We start from the raw sequence: 23,426 nt of genomic DNA on the forward strand, positions 1-23,426 counted from the left end.
AGGGTTGTCCACGCACGACTCCCTGGACTACGTTGACGTCACTTTCGCTCAGCCAGAAGGAGAACTTGAGTGTTTCGAGGAGACAGTCCTTTTCGGCGCGTGAGCCGAGGCTGTTACGCCGCCTTGACCGCCGTCGTGCTGCTTCTGGTCGGATCGGCCGCCAGCGCCGAGTCGCCGGTGGCCGACCAGCAGAAGTCCAGGGACCTTCCCGGCTTCAGCCACGGCACCGTGGCCGTCCAGGGTGCCACGCTGCACTACGTGCGCGGTGGCTCCGGGCCGCCGCTGGTGCTGCTGCACGGCTGGCCGCAGACCTGGTGGAAGTGGGCGAAGGTCATGCCGGCGCTCGCCGAGAACCACACCGTGATCGCGTTCGACCTGCCGGGTGCCGGCGAGTCGAGCATCCCCTCCGGCGGCTACGACAAGGTGACCGCCGCCAAGCGCATCCGCGAGGGCGTGCACAAACTCGGCTTCACCGAGGTGTCCCTGCTCGGCCACGACACCGGGGCGCTCATCGCCTACCCCTACGCCCGCGACTACCCGAACGAGGTCGTCCGGATGGCCGTGCTCGAGTCGCCGCTGTCGGGCTTCGGGCTCGAAGACGTCTACGGGATCAGCTTCCACCTCGGCCTGAACCAGACCGCGGGCCCGGTGCCGGAGAAGCTCATCGACGACGAGGACGTGCCGACCTACCTCGGCTGGCTGTTCAGCGGCGCCCGGCATCCCGACCGCATCGACCAGGCCGCCGCCTTCCGCGCCTACGCGTCCCCGGCCCGCCGGACCGCGGGCTACGAGTACTACCGGGCGTTCGCGGCCGACGCGGCGAACAACCAGGCCAATGCGCACAAGCGGCTCACGCTGCCGGTGCTCGCGATGGGCGCGGAGTTCGCCTTCGGCCAGGGGGTCGCCGGCTCGTTCGGTCAGGTCGCCGATGACGTCCGCGGCGTGGTCGCACCGGACAGCGGGCACTGGATCGCCGACGAGAACCCCGCGTTCCTCACTGCCTGCGCCACCCTGTTCTTCGGGCCACCGGGGGTGCCCGCGCCCAGCCAGGAACTGACCAACTGCGTGGCCTGACCAGCCAGCAGCACCACCGCCTCGGCCCCGCGCGGTCCAGCCGCGCGGGGCCGAGGCATGGTCGCGGGTTCTCCAAAGTCCACGTGGTGCACGCAATTGTCCACGCTCGTGTCCCTAGCCTGGTTGACAGATGACCTGTAGCTCCATATAGGACTGTCGGCGCTCGGAGTGGCGAATGATGCGAACGAGACCGCGCTCGTTGATCGTGGGCACCGCGTTGCTGGCCGGGACGCTGTTGTGCAACGGTACCAACGCTTCCGGCGCGTTACCCGCTGTCGACGCCGGCCAGGTGTTGATCGTGGCGACCGATGGCGACGACGCCAACCAGGGGACGCTCACCCAGCCGTTGCGGACCATTCAGCGTGCCGTCGACCTCGCCCGGTCGGGGACCACGATCGAGATCCGCGGCGGCACGTACGCGCCGGACACCAACATCCAGATCCTCGGCGACGGCACCGCGAGCCAGCCGATCGCCCTGCGCAACCACCGCGGCGAGCGGGTGATCCTCGACGGCGAGAACATGCCCTACACCCCCGGGGCGATCGACTCGACCATCCCGCGTCCGCAGCGGGGCGCCATCCACATCGAGGGTGACCACTGGCGACTGTCCGGGCTGGAGATCATCAACGGCCCGTACGGCGTCTTCGGCCTCGACTCGAGCAACAACGTCTACGACCGCCTGATCACTCGCGACAACTACGAGTCCGGGTTCCACCTGGTGCTCGGCTCGAGCGACAACCAGATCCTGAACCTGGACAGTTACGGCAACCGCGATCCACGCAAGAACGGGGAGAGCGCGGACGGCCTGGCGATCAAGGAAGGCGCCGGCAGCGGCAACGTGGTGCGCGGCGCCCGGCTGTGGAACAACTCCGACGACGGCCTCGACTACTGGATGTTCGAGTCGCCGATCCACACCGAGGACAGTCTGGCCTGGGGCAACGGTTTCAACCGCTGGGACCTGCCGACCACACCGGCGACGGCAACGGGTTCAAGCTCGGCGGCAACGGGGTCGCCGCCAGCCACACCCTGCGCAACAGCATGGCGTGGGACAACGCGGTCGGCGGCATCATCGACAACAACAATCCCGCCCAACACCGCGTCGAGCGGTGCACCGCGTGGGACAACCCGGGGACCGGGTTCAACGCCAACCGGTCGGCCAGCACGTTGACCGGCAACCTCGCGGTGGCCAACGGCACCGACGTCTCGCTCGGCGAGAACTCCGTCGGCAGCGGCAACTCCTGGGACATCGGTGGCTCCTGGCCGTTGCGGAGCACCGATCCCGGCACAATCACCGGACCGCGAACCGCGGCCGGGACGATCCCGGCCAGCACGTTCCTGCGCCCGGCCAACGGCGCCGAGGTCGGGGCCCGCTTCTGACCGGGCGCGTCCACAACCCTAGGAGATGATGATGAGATCCCTGCCGCTCATCGCCAGCACCGCCCTGCTCGCCGGCATGGTCGGCGTGCTGGCCCCCGGCTCGGCGGTGGCCGACACGGCACGCCACACGTCGGCCGGGGAGCTGTACGCCGCCCCGAACGGCAGCGACGACGCGGCCGGCACCGAGTCGGACCCGACGACGCTCACCTCGGCCATCACCCGCGTCGAGCCCGGCGGCACGATCTACCTGCGCGGCGGGACCTACCGTCCATCGCAGACGGTCGTCATCGACCGCGGCGACGGCAACGCGAGCGCGCGCACGACCCTGTCCGCCTACCCCGGTGAGACCCCGGTGCTGAACTTCTCCGCGCAGAGCGAGGACTCGGCCAACCGGGGACTCGCCATGGTCGCGTCGTACTGGCACATCTACGGCATCGTCGTGGAGCGGGCGGGGGACAACGGGATTCTCCTCGCCGGCAACAACAACATCGTCGAGCGCACGGTGACCCGGTTCAACCGGGACACCGGGCTACAGCTGTCGCGGTGGGCGGCCGGGGCGCCCGCGAGCCAGTGGCCGGCCAACAACCTGATCCTGAGCGCGGAGTCGCACGACAACGCCGACTCCGATGGCGAGGACGCCGACGGGTTCGCCCCGAAGCTCACCGTCGGGTCGGGCAACGTGTTCCGCTACACCGTGTCCCACAACAACATCGACGACGGCTACGACCTGTACACAAAGGACGACACCGGCCCGATCGGCGCGGTGACCATCGAGGACTCGTTGTCCTACGACAACGGCATCCTGTCCGACGGCTCCCAGGCCGGCGACGGCGACCGCAACGGCTACAAGCTCGGCGGCGAGGACATCGGGGTGAACCACGTCATCCGGCGCAACATCGCCTACGACAACGGCAAACACGGGTTCACCTACAACCGCAACCTCGGCACGATGACGGTGTCGGACAACATCAGCATCGCCAGCGAGGAACGCAACTTCAACTTCGACGGCGGCTCGTCGGTGTTCCGGGGCAACACCTCCTGCGACAGCGGATCGAACGACCGGATCATCGGCAACTCCGACAGCTCCAACCAGTTCTGGTCCGGCGCCAACGGTTCCCGGTGTTCGGCCTACTCCGGCACCCTGCGCTGGAACTTCGCCGCTGACGGTCGCCTCGTCGTCACCTTCGGCGGCTGACACCCGTTCACCGCGTCACCCGACGCCGATCCAACGGAGACGTACTATGCGAGTGAGATCCATGATGGCGTGTGTCAGCCTGCTTGCCGGTGCGCTGGTGGTGGTGGCCTCCTCGGCCGCGCACGCCGCGCCGACCAGGTACGAGGCGGAGAGTTCGCCGTCGGTGTGCACCGGTTCGATCGACGCCGACTGGTCCGGGTTCTCCGGCAGCGGGTTCTGCAACGGCACCAACTCCACGAGCGGCTATGTCCAGTTCACGGTGAACGCCGCGGAGTCGGGCACGGCGACGCTGGGGGTCCGGTTCGCCAACGGCACCACCGCGGCCCGGCCGGCCAACCTGGTGGTGAACGGCTCGACGGTGCAGACGCCGTCGTTCGCCGGCTCTGGCAGTTGGTCGACCTGGGTGACCACGGCGATCAGCGTGTCGGTTAACGCCGGCAGCAACACCATCCGGCTCAACCCGACCACGTCCAACGGCCTGCCCAACATCGACTACCTCGACTTCGAGGGCGGCGGCGGCACCATCCCGGACCCGCCGGGCGGGATCGTCGGCTGGGCGACCCAGGCCGGCGGCACCACCGGTGGCGATGGCGGCTCCACCGTCACCGTGAGCAGCTTCTCGGACTTCCGTACCCAGGCCGAGGCCTCGGGTGCCAGGACCATTCAGGTCAACGGCATGCTCAGCGGCTCCGGCACGGTGGAGATCAGTGCCAACAAGACGATCCGCGGCGTCGGCGCCAACTCGGGGATCTCCGGCACGACGCTCAACATCGAGGACATGACCCCGGCCAACGTGATCATCCAGAACATGAACATCCGCGGTGTCGTCGGCGGCGACGCGATCCAGATCGAGAGCGCGACGCACGTGTGGATCGACCACAACACCATGTCCAGCACCATCGAGAACGACCCGGACTACTACGACGGCATGCTGGACATCACCCACGCAGCCGACTACATCACGGTGTCCTGGAACGTCGTCCGCAACCACTGGAAGACCTCACTGGTCGGCCATTCGGACAGCAACGAGGGTGAGGACAATGGTCACCTGCGGGTCACCTACCACCACAACTGGTTCGACCGCACGTTCGAGCGCAGCCCCCGGGTGCGCTTCGGCGAAACGGTCCACGTGTTCAACAACTACTACACCAATGTGGACAACAACGAGGACTCCTACGCCATCGCCTCGGTGATGGACGCCGGCCTGCTCGTCGAGGGCAACGTCTTCGAGAACGTGCAACAGGCCTGTTGGTCGGCCAGCGGCTACGCCGACTCCGACCCCGGCAGGCTGGTGGCCCGCAACAACTCCCTCACCGACTCCGGCCCATGTGAGGTGAACGGCAGCGTGGCCTCGATCCCGTACAGCTACACCGCCGACGACGTGAGCACCGTCAAGGCCTCGGTCTCGGCCGGCTCCGGCGCGGGCAAGATCTGACACCAGCTCCGGGCAGGAGAATCGGCGGCGGCGACCAACACCGAACGGTCGCCGCCGCCACCTGTCACCCTCGGTTGGTCCCCCAGCCGAACCATCGGGTGCAGCGCTCGGCGCTCACCTTGCGATGAGAGCTGATGCTGTTGCGCCACCAGTCCTTGGTGCCGTCGGCGTCGCCGTAGTACTGCAGGGCGTTGATCCACTCGCCGGGGCCGAGGCAGAACCGGTCGCCCTTCTCCTGGCCGGCCGGGGTCTCGTTGTACTGGGGATAGTTGTAGAACTCGATGTGCGAGTTGGTCGTGTTGACGATCGAGTCCGTGTTGTTGTCCCAGTTCTGGATCTGCTCCTGGTCGTCGCCGTGGTCGCGGTCCCCGCCACTGTTGTCGCTGGCGCCGTGCGCGCCCGCGCACTTCTCGCGACCGTAGAAGTAGACGTAGCCCTTGCCGTGGTACTCCTGCTCGGTCTCGTTGCAGTCCAGCTCGCCGGAGATGTCAACCGACGAGCTGTTTCCCCCGGTGTACTTGCTGGTCTGCCAGGTCAGGCTCGCCGCGTCGCGGACCTCGAAGAAGTAGTCCCGGTAGGCGTCGTGCACGGCGGCGTCGTTGATCTGCAGCTGTGTCTCGTCGTTGACCCTGACCGACTTCCAGGTGAAGTTGAAAGTCCCGGTGAACACGACCTTCTGGTTGGGCTTGTCGTCGAAGTAGCCGTCGATCAGGATGTCCTTCGAGTGCAGCCCACCCTTGGACGACTCGGCGTAGAACTCACGCACCTCGGGCCCGTGATGCTCGCTCTTCGGCTTGCGCAGCAATGCTTCCAGCGGCCCGTCGTGCCCACCCGCGCCCCTGCCGATGTCGTCCACCACGAAGTCCACGTAACAACCCTGGTCGTCCATGTGCTTCAGTTTTCGCGTCAGGTAGGTGCCCGTGCTGTCCCACTTGTCACCGCTCGCGTTCCACACCGCCACCCGCACGATCGGACGATGGCCGGGATTGGTGCCGCCGGTGTCGCTGGCCTTCGTGCAGTCCACCCGGTCCAGGATGTCGTAGAGCGTGTTCCCCTTCACCCTCGGCGAGTGGTAGACCCGGTACTTCCCCAACGGATCCGTCGACAGGACGTTGTAGTAGTCGTCCTGCTTCTTGTTGGCGATGAGATCCCCGAAGTACTCCCGGTAGTGGTCATACACCCTGGGTTCGTCGGCCACGGTGTAGGCGCTGTTCCACATGCCGGTGCCCGAGCCGCCCTCCTTGAAGTTGTGCGAGGTCTGCACGACCACCTTCTCGGTGCCCCTGGTCTTGCTGAACAGCAGGAACTTGTTGTGCATCTTGGCGTCCTCGCGTTGCTCCAGCCCACCGCCGATACACGCCCTCGGCTGGAACTCCAGGTCGCACAACCTGATCCACGAGTCGCCCTGTGGATTCTCGATCCACCTCTTGGCCAGCCAGAAGTACTCGGTGTAGTTCTTCTCCTCCTCCGCCAGCTCCGCACCACGGTCGACGATGACCTGCACGGTCACCTCGCGCTGGGACATGTCGTAGAGCGCCTGGCTGATCCCCCGGTGCGCGAACAGGTGCGCGGCCATGTAGATCGTCGACTCCGGCTCGGCGTCACAGATCAGGCCGATGATGTGCTCGGCGATGTCGTCGCGCCCGGCGGTGTCCGGGTTGTTGTACGTGAGCCCCGACCGCACCGCCTTCTCGTCGGCGGCCGACGTGTCCTCCGCGCATTCCTGGTCCTGAGTGGACTGTTCGGCCTGCACCGCCGTGGCCGTCGACGCACCCCTCACAGTCGCCATGGCGATCAGCGTCGCGGCCACGAGAACCATGGTGTAGTTCTTCGTTCGCATTGTGTCGTATCCCCCCGTCACACCTGTGGCCATGACCGTAGCCAGACCCGGTGCCCGGCACGAGATGTTTCGGCTGACGCCGAAGGACCCACACCCCGGCGCTACCGTGGTGGGTTGCCCGCGAGCAGCGCCGCGCCGAGTGTGGTGAGGGTGTGGTGGACCCGGTTGCGGTACGGCGTGCTGGTGACCAGCCCGGCCTGCCGGAGCACGGTCGCGTGCTCGCTGGCCGACGACGCGGACACCCCCGCCCGACGGGCCAGCTCGCTGGTGGTGCACTCGTCGGAGAGGGTCGCCAGGACGGCGGCCCGGGTGTGCCCGAGCAGCTGGGCCAGCTCGGTGCCGGTCGTCGTGCTCCTGGCGGGCGCCGTGGCGGGGTAGACCAGTACCGGCGGCAGCCCGGGATCGGCAAGGGCCACCGGCGCGCCCCGGCAGAAGTACGACGGCACCAGGACCAGGCCTCGGCCGTCCAGTCGCAGGTCGCGGTCCACCGGATAGTCCACGATCAGCACCGGCGACTCCCAGCGCACCGCACCGTCGAAGGTCCGCAGCATGGCCTCGGTGCCCGCCGCGCACTGTGCCTGGATCCGCCGCTGCCGGTCCCGCTGGACGCGTTCGCTGATCTGTCGCCACGCCGGCTCGAGCACGGCGGCGTGGTGCTGGCGCAGTGCCCGGCCGAGCAGTCGCATGGCGTCGGGCTCGCCGTCGGCGAGGCGGCTGGTCCACGCCGGGAGCGTGGTGCGGGTGGCCATCTCGGCCAGCTCGGTCCGCAGTCGCCTGCGTGGCGTGCACAGTACGGCCTCGATGCCGTTCTCGAGTCCACTGTCGAGGGACGCGGCCGGGGTGAGGAAGTCCGGAAAGTAGCCGCGTGGCGGCATCAACGGCGACACCGTCCGCAGTGAGGCCCGGCCACGGGGGCACTGCTCGGCCAGCCAGGGCCGCAACACCGGGTCGGGGCGCCGCTCGGCCAGCTGCTGGACGCTCAGGATGATCTCCCACAGCGGGTCCGGCCCGTCGGCGATCCGGGTGCGTGCCAGGTCGCCCGCGGTGAAATGCACACGCAGCAACAGATCCCCCCGTCTCCCGGCTCCCCCGTCCCCGCTCGGTCGACGCCGCCGGGAACGACCGTTCTCGACTGGTAGCGTAGTGCGGAGAACCAGCGTTCTCAAGTAGTGGAGCCGACATGGAGACCGAGCACGCGCGGGCCAGGGTGCTCGACGCCGCCGACCGGCTCTTCTATGCCAACGGCATCCGCGCGGTCGGCATGGACCGCATCCGCGACGCCTCCGGTGTCCCGCTCAAGCGGCTCTACCAGTGTTTCCCGTCCAAGGACGAGCTGGTGGTGGCCTACCTTCGCCGACGTGACGTGGCCGCACGACAGGCGCTGCTGACCCACGTCAGCGGCTACCCGACCCCACGGGACCGGCTGCTCGCGGTCTTCGACTGGCTCTACGACTGGTTCGCGCAGGCCGGCTTCCGGGGCTGCGCCTTCACCAACGCGTTCAGCGAGGTGGGCGCCGACAACCAGGGGGCCGCGCGCGCGGTCCGCGACCATCAGCGAGCGTTCCGCGCCCACCTGCGCGAACTGGTCCAGGACACGGCGGTCGCCGAGCCGGACGACCTCACCGACCAGCTGCTCGTCCTGGTCGCCGGCGCCATCAACACCGCCCTGCTCCGCGACTCCCCCGAACCGGCAAGGCACGCCCGCGCGGCCGCCGCGGCCCTGATCGCGCCACCGCCGGACGCCGGCTGACCGGGTGTCAGTCCCGGGGATCGGCCAGGGACCGGCGGTCGCCGTCGGCCCGGGGCGCGGGCACCGCGAAGGGCGTCGGCTCGTCGGTCATCCGCTTGAGCAGGGCCGCGGTGATGCCCTCGGCGTCCAACCCGTGCGCGCGCAGCAGCTCACCTCGGCTGCCGTGTGGCAGGAAGCGCGCGGGTAGCGCGAACGTGCCCACGCGGGTACCCGCGCCGGCGGCCGCGAGCGTCTGGGCCAACCGCCCGCCGTACGCGCCGGCCGTGGTGGTGTCCTCGACCGCCAGCGCCAACGGATACGCGGCGGCGAGCTTGACCAACGCCGGATCCAGCGGAGCGATCCACCTCGGGTCGACGACGGTCACCGGCACACCGTGTCTGGCAAGCTCGTCGGCCGCCCGCAGACACGCCGGCGCCATCGGCCCCACCGCGATCAGCAACCCGACCGCGTCCGGATCCTCGCGAAGCACGTCGTAGTGCCCGACCCTGCGCAGCGCGGGGATGTCCGGCCCCGCCGAGGACTTCGGGTAGCGGATGGCGGTCGGCCCGTCGGCGATGGCGGTCGCCGCCCGCAGCAACTCCCGCAGCCCCGCGCAGTCCCTTGGCGCGGCCAGCCGCAGACCGGGAACGACCGGCAACAGGGAGGCGTCCCACATGCCGTGGTGGCTGGGGCCGTCCGGCCCGGTGACACCCGCGCGGTCCAACACGAACGTCACCGCGAGCCGGCGCAGCGCCACGTCCAGCAGCACCTGGTCGAAGGCCCGGCTGAGAAACGTCGAGTACACCGCGACCACCGGGTGCAGACCGGTCATCGCCATCCCCGCCGCGGCCGTCACCGCGTGCTGTTCGGCGATGCCCACGTCGAACACGCGCTCCGGGAAGCGTTCGGCGAACCCGTCCAGCCCGACCGGCCCGCGCATCGCGGCCGTCACCCCGACGACATCGGCCCGCTGTTCGGCGATCGACACGATCTCCTCGCCGAACACATCCGTCCACGTTGGACCACCCGCGGACCCGCCCGCGGACACCGCGTGCAGGTGGTCGGCCTGGTCCCGCTCGGCCGGCGGATAGCCCTTTCCCTTGCTGGTCACGCAGTGCACGACCACCGGCCGCCGCTGGGCGGCCGCCTGGCCGAGCGCGTGCTCAAGACCGGCCACGTCATGCCCGTCGACCGGCCCGAGGTAGGCGAAGCCCAACTCCTCGAACACCGACCGCCGCCCGCCCGCGCGCAGCGCGGCCAGATGGACGCCGACCCCGCCCACGGTCGGCGCGTAGGACCGGCCGTTGTCGTTCAACACCACGACCACCGGATACCCGGTGGTCGACAGGTTGTTCAGCGCCTCCCAGGCCATCCCGCCGGTCAACGCGCCGTCGCCGACGACCGCGACCACCCGGCGGGACGAGCCGGCCAACCGGAACGCCTTCGCGAACCCGTCGGCATAGGACAGTGCGGTGGACGCGTGCGAGTTCTCGATGACGTCGTGCGGGGACTCGGCCGACGACGGATAGCCCGACAGCCCGCCGGACTGCCGCAGCGTGGCGAACTCCACGGCCCGTCCGGTGAGCATCTTGTGCACATAGGACTGATGACCGGTGTCGAACAGCAGGACGTCCCTCGGCGAGTCGAACACCCGGTGCAGCGCGATGGTCAGCTCCACCGCGCCCAGGTTCGGCCCGAGGTGCCCGCCGGCACGGCACACCTCGTCGACGAGAAACCGCCTGATCTCGGCCGCGAGCGGGGCGAGCGAGTCGGCTGGCAGCTGTTTGAGCGCCGCCGGCGTGGTCACCGTCTCCAGGAGCGTCATCGCGGCCGCACCTGCGCCGGCAGCGTGAACTGGACCGTCTCGCTGGTCGTCTCCCTGACCCGGACCTCGCTCGCGTCCAACGCCGTGATCACCTCGTTCAGCAGGTGGGTCGGCGCGGACGCGCCCGCGGTCAGCCCCACCACCCGCTTGCCGGCCAGCCATTCCGGCTGGATGTCCCCGGCATCGTCGATGAGGTAGGCGGGTTTGCCGTGCCGCCGCACCAACTCCACCAGCCGCACCGAGTTCGAGGAGTTCTCCGAGCCGACGACCAGCACCACGTCGGCCTCGTCGGCCACCGCGCGCACCGCGTCCTGCCGGTTGGTCGTGGCGTAGCAGATGTCGGCGGCGGCCGGCCCCTTGAGCGCCGGGAACCGCCTGCGCAACGCCGCCACGATCTCGCTGGTCTCGTCGACCGCCAGCGTGGTCTGGGTCAGGTAGGAGACCCGGTTCGGGTCGACCACCTCGACCGTCTCGACGTCCTCGACGGTCTGCACCAACACGGTCCGCTCCGGCGCCTCGCCGAAGGTGCCCTCGACCTCCTCGTGCTCGGCGTGTCCGATCAGCAGCACGGTGTCGCCCCGACCGGCGTACCGGCGTGCCTCGGCGTGCACCTTGGTCACCAGCGGACAGGTCGCGTCCACGACCTCCATGCCGCGCGCGGCGGCCTCCGTGCGCACCGCCGGGGACACCCCGTGCGCGGAGAACACCACCGTGGCACCGTCGGCGACCTCGGTCAGCTCGTCCACGAACACCGCGCCGCGCGCCTCCAGGTCGGCCACCACGTGCTTGTTGTGCACGATCTGCTTGCGCACGTGGATCGGGCCACCACGCTGCCGCAGCAACTGTTCGACGATCTCCACCGCCCGCTCGACCCCGGCGCAGAACGACCGAGGAGAAGCCAACAGCACCACCGGACCAACCCGCCTCCCCGAACCGCACAGTGTTGGTTGGGTCAGGGATGAGGAGTTCTGGTCGGGCACGTACTCGGGGCTGGGTCGCATCACGTTCCCCTGGGGTGCTCAGTGGTCGCGGTGGGTGGCCAGGCGGGCGAGCGCGTCGAGCTCGTCGGCCGGTTGCGCGCGCGGGTCGACGGCGTGCAGGTGGTGCAGCGCCCGCGCGAGCAGCTCGTCGGCCTGGTCCTGGCTCCACGTGCGCGCCCCGCACCGTTCGATCAGGTCCGCCACGTGCTCGAGGTCGAGCGGGCCGCCGCGGTGGTACAGCGCGCTCAGCGCGTGGCCGGCGGGCGTGTCCGCGTTCAGCGCGGCCACCACCGGCAGGGACTTCTTCCGACTGTCCAAATCGGAGTAGACCGGCTTGCCGGTCACCGTGGCGTCCCCCCACACCCCCAGCAGGTCGTCGACGAACTGGAACGCGAGCCCCAGCTTCTCGCCGAACCCGCGCAGGTGCGCCACCTGCTCGGCGGTGCCGTCGCCGAACAACGCGCCAAGGGCACAGGACGCGCCGAACAACGCACCGGTCTTGCCCTCGGCCATCCGCACGCACTCGGCGACCCCGACATCCGCGCGCTGCTCGAACGCGACATCCGCGCTCTGCCCGGCGATCAGGCGTTGCACCGCCTCGCTGAGCAGTTTGACCGAGTGCGCCGTGGCCGGATGGCCGCTGTCGGCCAACACCTCCATCGCCAGCGCCAGCAGCGCGTCACCCGCGAGGATCGCCTGGCTCACGCCGAAGACCCGCCAGGCAGTCGGCCGGTGCCGCCGAATGGTGTCCTCGTCCATCACGTCGTCGTGCAGCAGCGAGAAGTCGTGCACCAGCTGCACCGCCACCGCGGCGGGCAGCGCGTCGACCGCCGTGCCGCCCACCGCCTCGGCGGCCAGCAAGGCGAGCGTCGGCCGAAGCGCCTTGCCGCCCTCCCCGCCGGTCGGCAGGCCGTGCTCGTCCCACCAGCCGAGGTGGTAGCCCGCGATCGTGCGCATCGAGTCCGGCAACCGGTCGACCGTCGCCCGCAACGCCGGATCGAACATGGTCCGGCTCCAGCTCAACACCGCACGCGCGGAGCGGTGCCCGCGCGTCACTTCCAGGTTGGTCATCGGGCGCTCCTGTTCGCGGGCCGGCTGGTCAGTCGCGGAAGATCTCGACGTGGTCCAGCACACCCAGTGCGGTGGGCAACAGCGGGACGACCGAGTAGTAGGTGCTCACCAGGTAGCGGATGATGGCCTGGTCGTCGATCCCCATGAACCGGGCGCTCAGGCCCGGCTCGACCTCGTCGGGCAGCCCGGTCTGGTGCAGCGCGACCACCCCGCCGTCCTCGATCCCGGCACGCATCACGAGGATCTGGCTGGTGCCCGTCTCGGTGATGGGAATCTTGTTCGAGGGCAGCAGCGGCACGCTGCGCCAACGGATGGCCGGCGTGCCCTGCATGTCCATGGTCTGGGGGTAGATTCCGCGCTTGCTGCACTCACGGCCGACCGCTGCGATCGTCCGTGGATGGGCGAGCAGGAACGTGGGCTTGCGTATCCGGCTGATCAGGCCGTCCAGGTCGTTCGGTGTCGGCGGCCCGGTGCTGGCGACGAGGTGCTGTGTGGGGACGACGTTGTGCAGCAGCCCGAAATCCGGGTTGTTGAGCATCTCGTGCTCCTGCCGCTCGCGCAGGGCCTCGATGGTCAGCCGCAACTGCTCCTGGGTCTGGTTCATCGGCTCGTTGTACAGATCCGCGACCCGCGTGTGTACCCGTAGCACCGTCTGGGCCAGACTCAACGAGTACTCGCGCGGTTGCGGCTCGTACTCGGCGAACGTGCCAGGCAACGTCGCCTCACCGTGATGACCGGAGGCGACCTCGATCGTCGCCTCACCACGCCTGTTGTGCGGCTTGGCCGCCTCGCGTGGTCCTCGCTCCAGATAGGTACGCAGCGCGTCGAACTGGTCGGCCAACTCCCTGGCCGACCGGTGCGGCAACACCAGTGCGGTCACCGGGGTCACCGCCTTGACGGTGTACTCCCAGTCGCTCGGCGTGCTGCCGAGGACCTCGGACCCGAAATGCGCCCCCTCGGCAAGCACGCCGAGCACCGCCGGCTGCCCATACTTCCCGTTGCCGATCCGTTCGAGCTTGCCGTGTGCGACCAGGACCAGTTGGTCGCGCGGCCGGCCCTGGGTCGCCAGGAGGTCACCCGGACCGAACTCCCGCTGTTCGAACCTGTCCGCGAGAGCGAGCAACACGTCGTCGTCGGAAAAGCCGCGCAGCGGCGGAAGTTCGCGCAGCTCGTCGGGAACGACGCGGACGTCCCGGCCGACGGCGACGAAACTCACCCGGCCGTCGCCGGCGTCGACCACGAGCCGTTGGTTGACCCGATAGGTGCCGGCCTCGGTCTGCACCCACGGCAGCAGACGCAGCAGCCACCTCGGCGTGATCGCCTGTGTCTGCGGCTGGGACTTGGTGGTGCTGGCGAGGTTGCGGGCAGCGGCGGTGCCGAGGCTCCGCCGTTGCTCGGCCTCGCCAGCTCGAGGATCGACCTCAGAGGTCGGCTCGGTGACGGTCACGTCAGATTCCCCGTCTCGTTGGCGCGACTAGTTTTCTCGACCGATCTCGACGTCCTCGAGCACACCGAGCGCGTCGGAGGTGAGGATCGCCGCGGAGTAGTAGGCGCTGACCAGGTAGGAGATGATGCCCTTGTCGTTGATGCCCATGAACCGGGCGTTCATCCCTGGGTTGATCTGGTCGGGAAGGCTGTTCTGGGTAAGGCCGATGACGCCCTGGTTCCGCTCCCCCGCGCGCAGCAGCATCATGGAGCTGGTGCCGCGGTCGCTGATCCGGAGCTTGTTACACGGCAGAATCGGCACACCGCGCCACGACATCACCTGACGGTCGAGGAACGACACCGTCTGCGGGTAGACACCGCGCTTGGTGCACTCCCGCCCGAAGGCCGCCATCACCTTGGCGTGGGCCAGGAACGCTGTCGGTTCCTTCCACACGACCGAGAGCAACTCGTCCAGGTCGTCCGGCGTCGGCGGGCCGCTGCGCGTGCGGATGCGGTTGCGCAGGTCGGAACTGTGCAGCAGCCCGAAGTCGCGGTTGTTGACGACCTCGTCCTCCTGCCGCTCGCGCAGCGCCTCGACGGTGAGCCGCATCTGTTGGGCCGTCTGGTCCATCGGGTTGTTGTAGAGGTCGGCGACCCTGCTGTGCACGTTCAGCACGGTCTGCGCGACGCTCAGCTCGAGCTCGCGAGGCTTGAGCTCGTAGTCCACATAGGTCCCGGGAATGTCGGCTTCGCCCTCGTGGCCGGCAGACATGTCGATGTCGGCCTCGCCGTGCTCGTTCTGCCGGCGCCCTTCGGAGTTCAGCAGACGCTGGATGTGCGCGCGCATCCCGCCCATCTGGCCGTTGAGCTCCTCGAAATCCCGCCACGACATCACCAGCGCGGTGACGGCGGTGTTCGCCTTGGCGGTGAACTGCCACTCGTCCTGCGGTCCGGCGAGCACTCGTTCACCGAAGTAGTCACCGTCGCCGATGACACCGAGTGCGGCGTCCTCGCCGTACTTGCTCTGACCGATCTTGTTCACCCGGCCGTGCGCGATCAGGAACACCTGGTCCTGGGACCGGCCACGTTCGACCAGGAGGTCACCCGGCGAGTACTCGCGTTGGTTGAAACACCGTGCCAGTGCGGACAAGGCATCCACGTCGTCGAAACCGCGCAGCAGAGGCAGCTCACACAACTCCTGCGGAACCACACTCACCTCGGCCCCGAGGTTCGAGAACGTCAGCCGGCCGTCACCCAGGGCGTAGCTGAGCCTGCGGTTGACCCGGAAGGTACCGCCCGGGGCCTCCACCCAGGGCAGGACCCGCAGCGCCCAGCGCGACGAGATGGCCTGCATCTGCGGCTCGGACTTGGTCGTCGTGGCTAGGTTGCGGGCCGCCGCCGTGCCAAGACTGAGCCGAGGCTTCTCGGTCTCAGTGTCCTCAATGCCCGGGCTGGAGGAATCCGTCACAGTCACTATTACTCACACCGCCAATCAGGTTTGTGTTCTCTGGCCGATTTGATGTTACTCAGGTCAATGATCACTTGCCAATTATCCAATGGGGTGACCTTCCGGGGAGCTAAAGAGATGACCGTCCGCAATCGCGCGAAGCAGTGCCAAGAGTGTGGCCCGCGCCCGAAAACTCGGCCGTGCGCCGAGGTTAACCCATTGTCGTGCTGGCTGAACAATTCGACGCTAATCCCCTCTAGTCGGGTTGTGGCGTACTCGGATCCGCCGCACCGTTGGTGCGACTCGACTCCAGTTTCTCGATTTTTCGCCGAGTGGCAGAAACTGCCTTCCGGATACGACCTAGAGGGGACCGACCCGAGCGGTTCGCGTGCCTGTGCCCGGGTGACCGCCGAGAATGGTTCGCGCGTGCCGCGACGGTTTGAGCAGGTTGTCGAGGAACTCGTTGGTGAAGACGCGGTGTGGATCGAGCGAGTCCAAGGTGGCGATCGCCGTGTCCCAGTTGTCGGTGGGGGACTGACCAGTGCGGTAGGCGTCGGGTATGAACCGTTCCAGCACGTCCCTGTTGGCCCAGGGTGCGGTGCCCGAGAAGCCCCAGCACTTGGCCCACTCCAGTCGCAGCGCTCCGTGCTGTCCGTCGAAGTTGGACATCGCCCACTGCTCGAGCTCGCGGTAGAACCGCTGTGTGCCACGTCCACCCGGCGTGGTCAGCAGATCCATCCAGACCATGACGTCCCATTCCGGATGATCCGGCCGCGGCCGTGCGGCGGACAGCTGCGGCGCGACGGCGTCCGGGAGATCGATCTCGTCCGGGTCGTCGACGCCGGTGACCCGGAACGCCAGCCTGCCGTTGACTGGATACTCGCCGCGGAGCGCGTGGTCATGGATCATGGAGGTGACCTGGACGTAGAAGTCGTTGACCACGCGCTGAATCTGGCTCCGGCTGGTGAGCACGGTGCAGCTGAGGGTGGTGACCCGCAATGACTCCGTCCCCGAGGTGAGTAGCACGTCCTTCGACCAGCCCCAGAGGTCCTTGCTCGCCGTAGCCGTCAGGTTCGCGCTCAGGCCGCCGACCAGTGTGGCCTGGAACGCCGGGGTCAGCTCTTCGTGCCCGGCCAGGATCTGGGCGATCAGCTGGGAGCCCTCCTCGGGGAGGTTGTCCATGAACGGGTAGTTGTACGGGGCGTCGACCGCCCGCGAGGTCGGCGGTTTCTCCGGTTCGCGGCTGTACACCTTGAGCCAGGGCATGTCGGTGAAGGCCCACCAGGCGACGTCGACTCGCCCGACCCGGTCGACCCATGCCGCGAAGGACTCCGGGCCGGCGTCCTCCGGGGCGGCGAAGAGTGTGCCCGCGGGGATGTTGTCGAAGCTCTGGCAACGTAGCCGGTAGTCGGCGCCGATCTGGAGCGTGGCCTCGACCACGAAGGAGCGGCCGAGGTGCGCCAGCAGTGCGCTGATCGCCGGGTCCGAACGGACGAAGGTCTTCAGCACGTACTGCCCGGACGGCTCGTCCCACACCACGGCCGTGAGCCGCAGGACGAGGTTGCTCAGCGTGCCGAAGCACTGCCCCGGTATCCGTGTCTCGCCTGCCGCGGAAACAGCTCGGCCGTGCGCGTCCACGGCCAGCACACCGCCCAGGGTGAGGTTTCCCGACTCCGGGTAGCCGCTCAGCCCGTACCCAGCGGTCTCCAGGTCGGTGAGCAGATTCTCCATGGTGACGCCGGTCTGTGCGGTCACCGAGGCAGGCGAACCGGGCGTCACCGTGACGGCGGTCAGCTCCTTCGTGTCGAGGAGCACCACGTCGCTCGCGTCGTCGCGTGGGATGACCAGCGGCGACCAGGTGTGACTCTTGCCAGAGGCGCGCAGCCGCCAGCCTTGCCGGTGGGCCCAGTTGGCCAGGGTGACCACGTCCTCGCCGGTGGACGGGGTCGCCGTCCACACACCGGGAACCTGGGTCTCCCGCGACCAGTTGCGGAAGTTCTGCCGGTACAGGGGGATGCCCTGCGGAAAGTTCGGTGGCGGCTCGGCGGCCGCGTGCGGCTGGCTGCTCCACAGGGACTCGTCGCGGTAGCGGGGATTGTCGTGGGACCAGGCGTGGACCCCAGCCATCAGGTCGCGCAACCCGTGCGCGTACGTGACGACCTCCGCGCGTGCCTGCTCGCCCAGTTCAACCTCCTCGAACAACGCGGGCAGGCGCGCGGCGAGGATGTTCTCGAACTCACGCACCCTGGCGGTGAGCAACCTGTTGACGACCTCGACCGCCTCGCCTGCCCCGCAGTTCAGGAACCGCTGGGTGACGAGCACCGAGTTGTTGATGTCGCCTTCGTACTCGGTTTCCCTGCGGTAGGAGATGATGTCGTTGAACAGGTCGACGCTGTCGGCGAAGGTGTCGGTCAGTGCCTGGAAGGTCGGCGAGGTCAGCACCGTGTCGGGCACCCGCACGCGTAGGCCGAGTCGCGCCGTGTTGACGGAAAGTTGGTGGCCGCCGGTCTCGCGGCGCATCTCGATGTAGTCGATCGGGTCGGGAACGCGGTCGTGCACCAGGTTGGCCAGTTCCCACAGCCAGCTTCGCGCCGTGCTCACCACGTCGCTCGCGAACTGTTCCCGTTCCTCCCACGGCAGGAAGGGCACGGTTCGCCGCCAGACGTCGGCGAGTGCGCGTTCCACGACGTTGGCGGGCTCCGGGGTCGGCGCGGTGACCAGTGGCATGAACGCGGGGAGCCGGTCGACCAACGCCCGCGCGCCGGCGGAGTCCCGGCCGCGCTTGAACGCCTCGACGAAGTAGTCGTCGAAGTACCAGCTCCACACGTGCCAGTCGGTGGCGATGTCGAGTTCGGCGGCTTCAGCGTCGGGGTGGGTGAGCGCCGAGAACAGGGCGAAGTCGGCGCGGTCGAAGCCGGCTTCGTGCCAGACCGGGATGTCCTGCGCCGCCGACAACATGTCCATGTCGCGTGCCCACGCCTTGCTGTGTTCGCGGGCGGCGTCGACGTTGGGGTTCAGCCGCGCGGTGAACGGCATGTAGAACTGCGGCAGTTCAGGCGCTGCCATGTCCGGCTCCTTGCAGTGTGTCGGCCAACGATGGGATGCGGGCGGCGGCGGTGCCCAGCCCGGTCGGCCCCCCGATCCGGAAGGTCTCGGAGTCCGGCCGGTGCGCGGAGTCGCTGTAGCGCCCGGTCGTCACCGTCCACTGCAGATCTCCCGCGAGCCAGTCCTGGAGGCCTTTGACATAGGTGCCGATGTTCTTGCGCGACAACGGGTCGAGGTGCAGGCGGTCGAGCAGCTCCGGCAGTTCCACCTCGGCGGTGTGCTCGAACTGGCGCAGGCGCGAGGTCACCAGGTCGTTGACCCGATCGACGGCGTGTTGCAGGTCGCAGCGGAGCAGTTGCTGCACCACGAGCACGCCGTTGTTGGTCTGTCCCTCCTCGTCGATCTCCTTCTGGAACGAGACGATGTCGTTGCGCCACAGGTCGGAGTCGGCGAAGGTGTCCTTGAGCACCTGGATCGGCCGGGTCCGGTCCAGTCCGGCGGGTACCTCGACACCGAGGGCGTGTTCCACCAGGCAGGCGGAGAAGTCCATGCCGCCGGTGGCGCGGCGCAGGGCGGTGTAGTCGATGGGATCCGGGATGACCTTGTCGTTGACGTTGGTCTTCTCACGCAGCGCGCTCGCGCCAAGGCGCCTGATGTGGCCGGAGAACCGGTGCCGCCAGCGCACGGACTTCGAGTACGCCGTGCGTGGCCACAGGTCCGCCAGCCCTCGCTCCAACGGATTGGCAGGCACCACGGGGCTGGGTGGGAACAGCGGCATGAGCGCCGCCATCCGATCCAGGAACCCGCGCACCACGTCCGGGGCGAACTCGCGGCCGTAGTTCTCCACGAACTCGTCGTCAAGGAAGAAACCCCAGACATGCCAGTCGACCAGCAGCTCGAGCTCCTGCTCGGAGGCGTCCGGATAGTTCCAGGCGGCGAACGAGGCGTAGTCGGCCCTGTCGAAGGAGGCCGCGTTCCACGCCTGCTGTTCCGGCCCGAGCATGCCCATTCGCTCAGCCCAGTTCCTGGCGTGGTCACGGGCCGCACTCAGGTGTGGGTTCAGCCGCGCCGGAAACGGCATGTAGAACTCAGGCATCTCGAACGGTGCCATGATCAACCCCTTGCCGTGGCGAGCCGAGCGTTGTCGAGAACTGATCGGATGCTGTTCGTGCCCAGTCCGGTGTGTCCGTGGGAGACCGGGACGGGACGAGTGGTGCCGAACAGTCGGTCCAGCAGAGGGCTGGTGAGAACACCGTGTGGGTCGAGCGCGTTCAGGGTTTCCACCGCGGTGTCCCAGTTGTCGTCGGCGGGCTGGCGGTACCGATACGCGGCGGGAATGATCTCGTCGAGGATGGTGGGATCGCTCCAGGCCGACGTGTCGGTGAACGCCCATCCTTTCGACCATTCCGGTCGGATGCCCGCATAGCTCGCGTAGTTGGACACGAGCCACTGTTCCAGCTGGTGGTAGAACCGGTGGGTACCGGACACTCCAGGTGTGGTGAGGACGTCCAACCACATGATGATGTCGAACTCGGGTTGGTCTGACCGGTGGCGTGCCGCCGACAGCTGGGGAGAGCGCGCGCCAGGATGACCGACCTCCGCAGGGTCGTCGGTGCCGCTGAAACGCAGGACGAGCGCCTGGTTGATCGGATACTCGCCTCGGCGGGCGTAGGCCTGGAGCGTTGAGCTCAGGTACGAGGTGAGCTCGTGGACCGCACGCTGGATGTTCGCCCTGCTGGTGATGATGGCCCAGCTGCCCGCGGTGACCCGCAACGTGCTCGGCCGCCCGGTCAGGAGAATGTTCTTCGACCACCCCCAGACGTCCCTGGCGCCGCTCGCGGTCAGGCCCGCGCTCACGTGTGCCGCCTGCACCGCCTGGAAGGCCGGCGTCAACGCGGGCTTTCCCGCGAGCACCTGCGTGAGCAATGACGAGGCCGTCTCGGACATGCTGTCGGCGAACGGGTAGTTGTAGGGGGTGGTGACCTCCCTCGACGTCGCTGGTTTGTCCGGCTCGACGCTGAAGACCCGGAGCCAGGGCGCGGCGACGAAGGGGAACCAGTACAGGGAGGCATGCCACGTCTTGCCCAGCAAGGCCGCAAACGAGCTCTCCCCGGCCGACTCGGGATGGGCGAAGAGCGTGCTCGCCGGAATGGTGTCGAAGCTCTGGCACCGGATCCTGTGGTCGGCGGCCACCTGAAGGGTGGTCTCCACGATCAGCGACCGGCCGAGGTTCACGGTGAGCGCGGCGGCCTCCGGATCCGACCGGCGGAAAGTCCTGAGCACGTACCGGTCGGTGCCACGGTCCCAGACGACCGCCGTCAGCTCGAGCACCGAGTTGCTCACGGTCCCGAAGGACTCTCCCGGTGCCGGCGTCTCGTCCGGCGGAGCCACGGCGCTGCCATGGGCGTCGACCGCGAGAATCCCGCCGAGGCTGACGTCGCCCACTTCGGGGTAGCCCGTGAGGCGGTAGCCCGCGGCCTCCAGCTCCGCGGTCAGGTCTTCCAGGATCACCCCGGACTGTGCCGTCACCGAAGCCGGAGTGCCCGGATTGATCGACACGGCGTTCAGGTGCTCTGTCAGGTCGACCAGCAGGACCTTGTCCGCTTCGGTCGGTTGGACGATCAGCGGCGCCCAGCTGTGGGCCCGGCCCTTGGCCCTGACCCGCCACCCGTTGGTGTGCGCCCAGTTGACCAGCGTCACGACCTCGTCGGCCGAGGCGGGCGCGGCGGTCCAAGCCCCGTTCACCCGCAGCTCGCCCACCCAGTTGCGGAACTCCTGGCGTGACACCGCGATGCCCTCGGGGAAGTGGGGCGGCCGGTCCGTGGCGACGGTCATCGCGTTGCGCGGTCGGGGCCACAGCGCGGGGTCCGCGTAGCGCGGGTTGCCGATGCTCCACTGGTAGATCCCGGCCGCCCACCTTTGCAGGCCCTGACAGTACTCGAGGACGTTCGCACGGGTCGCGGTGTCCGCGCCCGTGTGGTCGAGCAGACGAGGGAGGTCGTCGTCGACGACCTTCTCCATCTCCTTGACCCTGGTCGTGAGTACGTCGTTGACCATCCCGACCGCACGCTGGAGGTCGTAGCCGAGAAACCGCCGTGCGACGACCACATGGCTGTTGAGGTGGTCCTCGACCTCCACTTCCCTGTCATAGGAGAACATGTCGTTGCTGAAGACGAGAACGTCCGAGAAGGCGTCGCTCAACGCTCGCATGGCGCGTGATCGCAAGATCTGCGGCGGAATGCTGACACCGACCCCGATCTGGGAGGTGTTGATGGCGAAGTGGCCGCCGCCGGTCTCGCGGCGCATCTCGAGGTAGTCGATCGGGTCGGGATGACGATTGTGCACCAGGTTGGCGAGTTCCCACAGCGTGCTGCGGACCATGCTGCTCAGACCTCGCCAGAACTGTTGGCGCTCAGCCGGGGGAAGGAGCTCTCCGCTGCGGGCCCAGAGGTCACCCAGCCCGCGTTCCACTCCGTTCTGGGGTGTTGGCGTCGGCGCCGGATGCGGTGGCGCGAAGGACAGCAGCCGGTCCACGAAGGCCCTGGCTCCGGGAAGGTCGCGGCGCCACTTGAAGAACCTCACGAAGTAGTCGTCGAGGTACCATCCCCACACGTGCCATTCGGTGACGTTGTCGAGTTCCATCGCGTCGGCGGTGGGGTGCGTCAGCGCGGCGAACAACGCCCAGTCGGTCGCGTCGTAGCCGGCCTCGTCCCACACCCGTTCTCCCTGCTCGGGTTCGAACATTCCCATTGCGGAAGCCCACACCTTGGAGTGCTCTCTGGTGCGTTCGAGATGCGGGTTGAGCTGAGCGGTGAATGGCATGTACAAGTCGGGCATTTCGAATGATGACATACCGGATTTCCTCAGCTCACATCGTCAACGAGGGTATGCGCGTTCCTGCCGTCCCGAGTCCGCTCGGGCCTCCGGCAGCCCATGACAGGTCGTACTCGCCAGGTGCGGTGGTGGTGACGCGCGGTGGAGTGGAGGCCGCGTTGCCGTAGCGACCGGTCGTCATCGTCCATTGGAGATCACCGGCCATCCAGTCCTCGAGGCCCTCGACATAGCTCAGGATGTGGGAACGTGACACCGGATCCAGCTGGAGTCGATCGAACAGCTCCGGTAGCTCGACAGCGGCGGTGTGCTCGAACTGGCGCAGCCGGGACGTCACGAGGTCGTTGACGCGGTCGACGGCCTCCTGGAGGCCACCGCCCAACACCTGCTGGAGGACGAGCACCCCGTTGTTCGTCTGCCCTTCGTCGACCTCCCTCTCGAAGGACACGATGTCGTTGCGCCACAGGTCGGAGTCGGCGCAGGCGTCCTTCAGCACCCGGATCGCCCGTGTCCGGTCGACACCGGAGGGCACCTCCACGCCCCGAGCGTGTTCGACCAGGCACGCCGAAAACTCCATGCCACCCGTCTCGCGGCGGATCACGGTGTAGGAGACGGGATCGGGGATATGGTCGGAGGCCACATTGGACATCTCCAGTACCGCGCTCTCGGCGATGGCACGCACGTTTCGGGAGAACCGGCGCCGCCAGTCCGGAGACTTGGTGTATGCCGTGCGCGGCCACAGATCGGCGAGCGCGCGCTCCAGCGGATTCTCCGGCACGACGGAGCTGGGCCCGAACGTCGGCATCAGGGCGGCCAACCGGTCGAGGAACCGTTGGACTTCCCGCGGGTCGCTGTCGCGGTCGTAGTGCGCGACGAACCCGTCGTCGAGGAAGAAACCCCAGACATGCCAGTCGGTGACCAGGTTCAGCTCGTTCACCGGCGCATACGGATAGTTCCACGCGCTGAAGGAGGCGTAGTCGTCGGCGTCGAAGGAGTCCTCGTCCCACGCCTGTTGCTCAGGCCCGAGCAGACCCATCCGGTCGGCCCATGCCTTGCTGTGCGCGCGAGCCGTCTCCTGATGGGGATTGAGCCGGGCCGGAAACGGCATGTAGAACTTCGGCATCCTGAACGGTGGCATGAAAGCCGTTCATC

At 68.3% G+C, this 23,426-nt stretch carries 17 protein-coding genes; 6 read left to right on the forward strand and 11 right to left on the reverse strand.

Annotated elements, in window-relative coordinates; genetic code table 11:
* The first annotated feature begins 99 nt into the window (after positions 1–99).
* The 5 genes from ACYVIP_RS39765 (at position 100) to ACYVIP_RS39785 (ending at position 5,081) form a co-directional block, all read left to right on the forward strand.
* Entirely contained in the window at positions 100–1,074 is a 975-nt protein-coding gene (locus ACYVIP_RS39765; protein WP_460406173.1) for an alpha/beta fold hydrolase, read from the forward strand.
* Positions 1,075–1,249: 175 nt separating this feature from the next.
* On the forward strand, positions 1,250–2,242 hold the full coding sequence (locus ACYVIP_RS39770; RefSeq protein ID WP_460406175.1) for a right-handed parallel beta-helix repeat-containing protein: 993 nt from the start codon (positions 1,250–1,252) through the stop codon (positions 2,240–2,242).
* Positions 2,239–2,451 (forward strand): hypothetical protein, encoded by a 213-nt coding sequence (locus ACYVIP_RS39775; protein WP_460406177.1) that lies wholly within the window; start codon positions 2,239–2,241, stop codon positions 2,449–2,451. The genes ACYVIP_RS39770 and ACYVIP_RS39775 overlap by 4 nt, the downstream gene beginning before the upstream one ends.
* 31 nt (positions 2,452–2,482) lie before the next feature.
* Positions 2,483–3,646, forward strand: a complete 1,164-nt coding sequence (locus ACYVIP_RS39780) for a right-handed parallel beta-helix repeat-containing protein (protein WP_460406179.1) — start codon at positions 2,483–2,485, stop codon at positions 3,644–3,646.
* 46 nt (positions 3,647–3,692) lie between these two features.
* The gene (locus ACYVIP_RS39785) at positions 3,693–5,081 is read left to right on the forward strand and encodes a pectate lyase family protein (RefSeq protein WP_460406181.1); all 1,389 of its coding nucleotides are present in this window, start codon (positions 3,693–3,695) and stop codon (positions 5,079–5,081) included.
* A gap of 64 nt (positions 5,082–5,145) precedes the next feature.
* Here the strand turns inward: ACYVIP_RS39785 and ACYVIP_RS39790 are convergent, their stop codons facing one another.
* Positions 5,146–6,870 carry a phospholipase D-like domain-containing protein gene (locus tag ACYVIP_RS39790; protein ID WP_460406183.1) on the reverse strand — a complete coding sequence of 575 codons (1,725 nt, stop codon included), beginning with the start codon at positions 6,868–6,870 and terminating at the stop codon, positions 5,146–5,148.
* 152 nt (positions 6,871–7,022) lie between these two features.
* Positions 7,023–7,976, reverse strand: coding sequence for an ArsR/SmtB family transcription factor (locus ACYVIP_RS39795; RefSeq protein ID WP_460406316.1), 954 nt, complete (start codon positions 7,974–7,976; stop codon positions 7,023–7,025).
* 125 nt (positions 7,977–8,101) lie between these two features.
* Between ACYVIP_RS39795 and ACYVIP_RS39800 the strand changes: the two genes are divergently transcribed.
* On the forward strand, positions 8,102–8,671 hold the full coding sequence (locus tag ACYVIP_RS39800) for a TetR/AcrR family transcriptional regulator (protein ID WP_460406185.1): 570 nt from the start codon (positions 8,102–8,104) through the stop codon (positions 8,669–8,671).
* Positions 8,672–8,678: 7 nt separating this feature from the next.
* Here the strand turns inward: ACYVIP_RS39800 and ACYVIP_RS39805 are convergent, their stop codons facing one another.
* From ACYVIP_RS39805 to ACYVIP_RS39845, 9 genes are all read right to left on the reverse strand, one after another.
* A complete protein-coding gene (locus ACYVIP_RS39805; RefSeq protein WP_460406187.1) occupies positions 8,679–10,475 on the reverse strand; it encodes a 1-deoxy-D-xylulose-5-phosphate synthase in 1,797 nt (598 codons plus the stop codon).
* Positions 10,472–11,479 (reverse strand): 4-hydroxy-3-methylbut-2-enyl diphosphate reductase, encoded by a 1,008-nt coding sequence (gene ispH, locus ACYVIP_RS39810; RefSeq protein WP_460406189.1) that lies wholly within the window; start codon positions 11,477–11,479, stop codon positions 10,472–10,474. Before ispH ends, ACYVIP_RS39805 begins: the two co-directional genes overlap by 4 nt.
* A 15-nt stretch (positions 11,480–11,494) precedes the next feature.
* On the reverse strand, positions 11,495–12,526 hold the full coding sequence (locus ACYVIP_RS39815) for a family 2 encapsulin nanocompartment cargo protein polyprenyl transferase (RefSeq protein WP_460406191.1): 1,032 nt from the start codon (positions 12,524–12,526) through the stop codon (positions 11,495–11,497).
* Positions 12,527–12,554: 28 nt separating this feature from the next.
* Positions 12,555–13,973 (reverse strand): family 2B encapsulin nanocompartment shell protein, encoded by a 1,419-nt coding sequence (locus ACYVIP_RS39820; RefSeq protein ID WP_460406193.1) that lies wholly within the window; start codon positions 13,971–13,973, stop codon positions 12,555–12,557.
* Positions 13,974–14,000: 27 nt separating this feature from the next.
* Positions 14,001–15,425: a family 2B encapsulin nanocompartment shell protein gene (locus tag ACYVIP_RS39825; RefSeq protein ID WP_460406195.1), complete on the reverse strand. Its 1,425-nt coding sequence runs from the start codon at positions 15,423–15,425 to the stop codon at positions 14,001–14,003.
* 333 nt (positions 15,426–15,758) lie between these two features.
* Positions 15,759–18,464 carry a cholesterol oxidase substrate-binding domain-containing protein gene (locus tag ACYVIP_RS39830; RefSeq protein ID WP_460406197.1) on the reverse strand — a complete coding sequence of 902 codons (2,706 nt, stop codon included), beginning with the start codon at positions 18,462–18,464 and terminating at the stop codon, positions 15,759–15,761.
* A complete protein-coding gene (locus tag ACYVIP_RS39835) occupies positions 18,451–19,554 on the reverse strand; it encodes a terpene synthase family protein (protein ID WP_460406199.1) in 1,104 nt (367 codons plus the stop codon). The genes ACYVIP_RS39830 and ACYVIP_RS39835 overlap by 14 nt, the downstream gene beginning before the upstream one ends.
* A gap of 2 nt (positions 19,555–19,556) precedes the next feature.
* Entirely contained in the window at positions 19,557–22,193 is a 2,637-nt protein-coding gene (locus ACYVIP_RS39840; RefSeq protein WP_460406201.1) for a cholesterol oxidase substrate-binding domain-containing protein, read from the reverse strand.
* Between the two features lie 118 nt (positions 22,194–22,311).
* Complete coding sequence (locus ACYVIP_RS39845) at positions 22,312–23,412, reverse strand: terpene synthase family protein (RefSeq protein ID WP_460406203.1); 1,101 nt, start codon at positions 23,410–23,412, stop codon at positions 22,312–22,314.
* Between the last annotated feature and the right edge of the window lie 14 nt (positions 23,413–23,426).

This window comes from Actinophytocola sediminis (assembly GCF_054779715.1).

Bases quoted from the DNA above. Each gene is read 5' to 3' on its own strand.
- ACYVIP_RS39770 (WP_460406175.1), top strand. From the start codon at position 1,250: ATGATGCGAACGAGACCGCGCTCGTTGATCGTGGGCACCGCGTTGCTG.
- ACYVIP_RS39780 (WP_460406179.1), top strand. From the start codon at position 2,483: ATGAGATCCCTGCCGCTCATCGCCAGCACCGCCCTGCTCGCCGGCATG.
- ACYVIP_RS39785 (WP_460406181.1), top strand. From the start codon at position 3,693: ATGCGAGTGAGATCCATGATGGCGTGTGTCAGCCTGCTTGCCGGTGCG.
- ACYVIP_RS39790 (WP_460406183.1), bottom strand. From the start codon at position 6,870: ATGGCGACTGTGAGGGGTGCGTCGACGGCCACGGCGGTGCAGGCCGAA.
- ACYVIP_RS39800 (WP_460406185.1), top strand. From the start codon at position 8,102: ATGGAGACCGAGCACGCGCGGGCCAGGGTGCTCGACGCCGCCGACCGG.
- ACYVIP_RS39805 (WP_460406187.1), bottom strand. From the start codon at position 10,475: ATGACGCTCCTGGAGACGGTGACCACGCCGGCGGCGCTCAAACAGCTG.
- ACYVIP_RS39815 (WP_460406191.1), bottom strand. From the start codon at position 12,526: ATGACCAACCTGGAAGTGACGCGCGGGCACCGCTCCGCGCGTGCGGTG.
- ACYVIP_RS39830 (WP_460406197.1), bottom strand. From the start codon at position 18,464: ATGGCAGCGCCTGAACTGCCGCAGTTCTACATGCCGTTCACCGCGCGG.
- ACYVIP_RS39835 (WP_460406199.1), bottom strand. From the start codon at position 19,554: ATGGCACCGTTCGAGATGCCTGAGTTCTACATGCCGTTTCCGGCGCGG.
- ACYVIP_RS39840 (WP_460406201.1), bottom strand. From the start codon at position 22,193: ATGGGAATGTTCGAACCCGAGCAGGGAGAACGGGTGTGGGACGAGGCC.
- ACYVIP_RS39845 (WP_460406203.1), bottom strand. From the start codon at position 23,412: ATGCCACCGTTCAGGATGCCGAAGTTCTACATGCCGTTTCCGGCCCGG.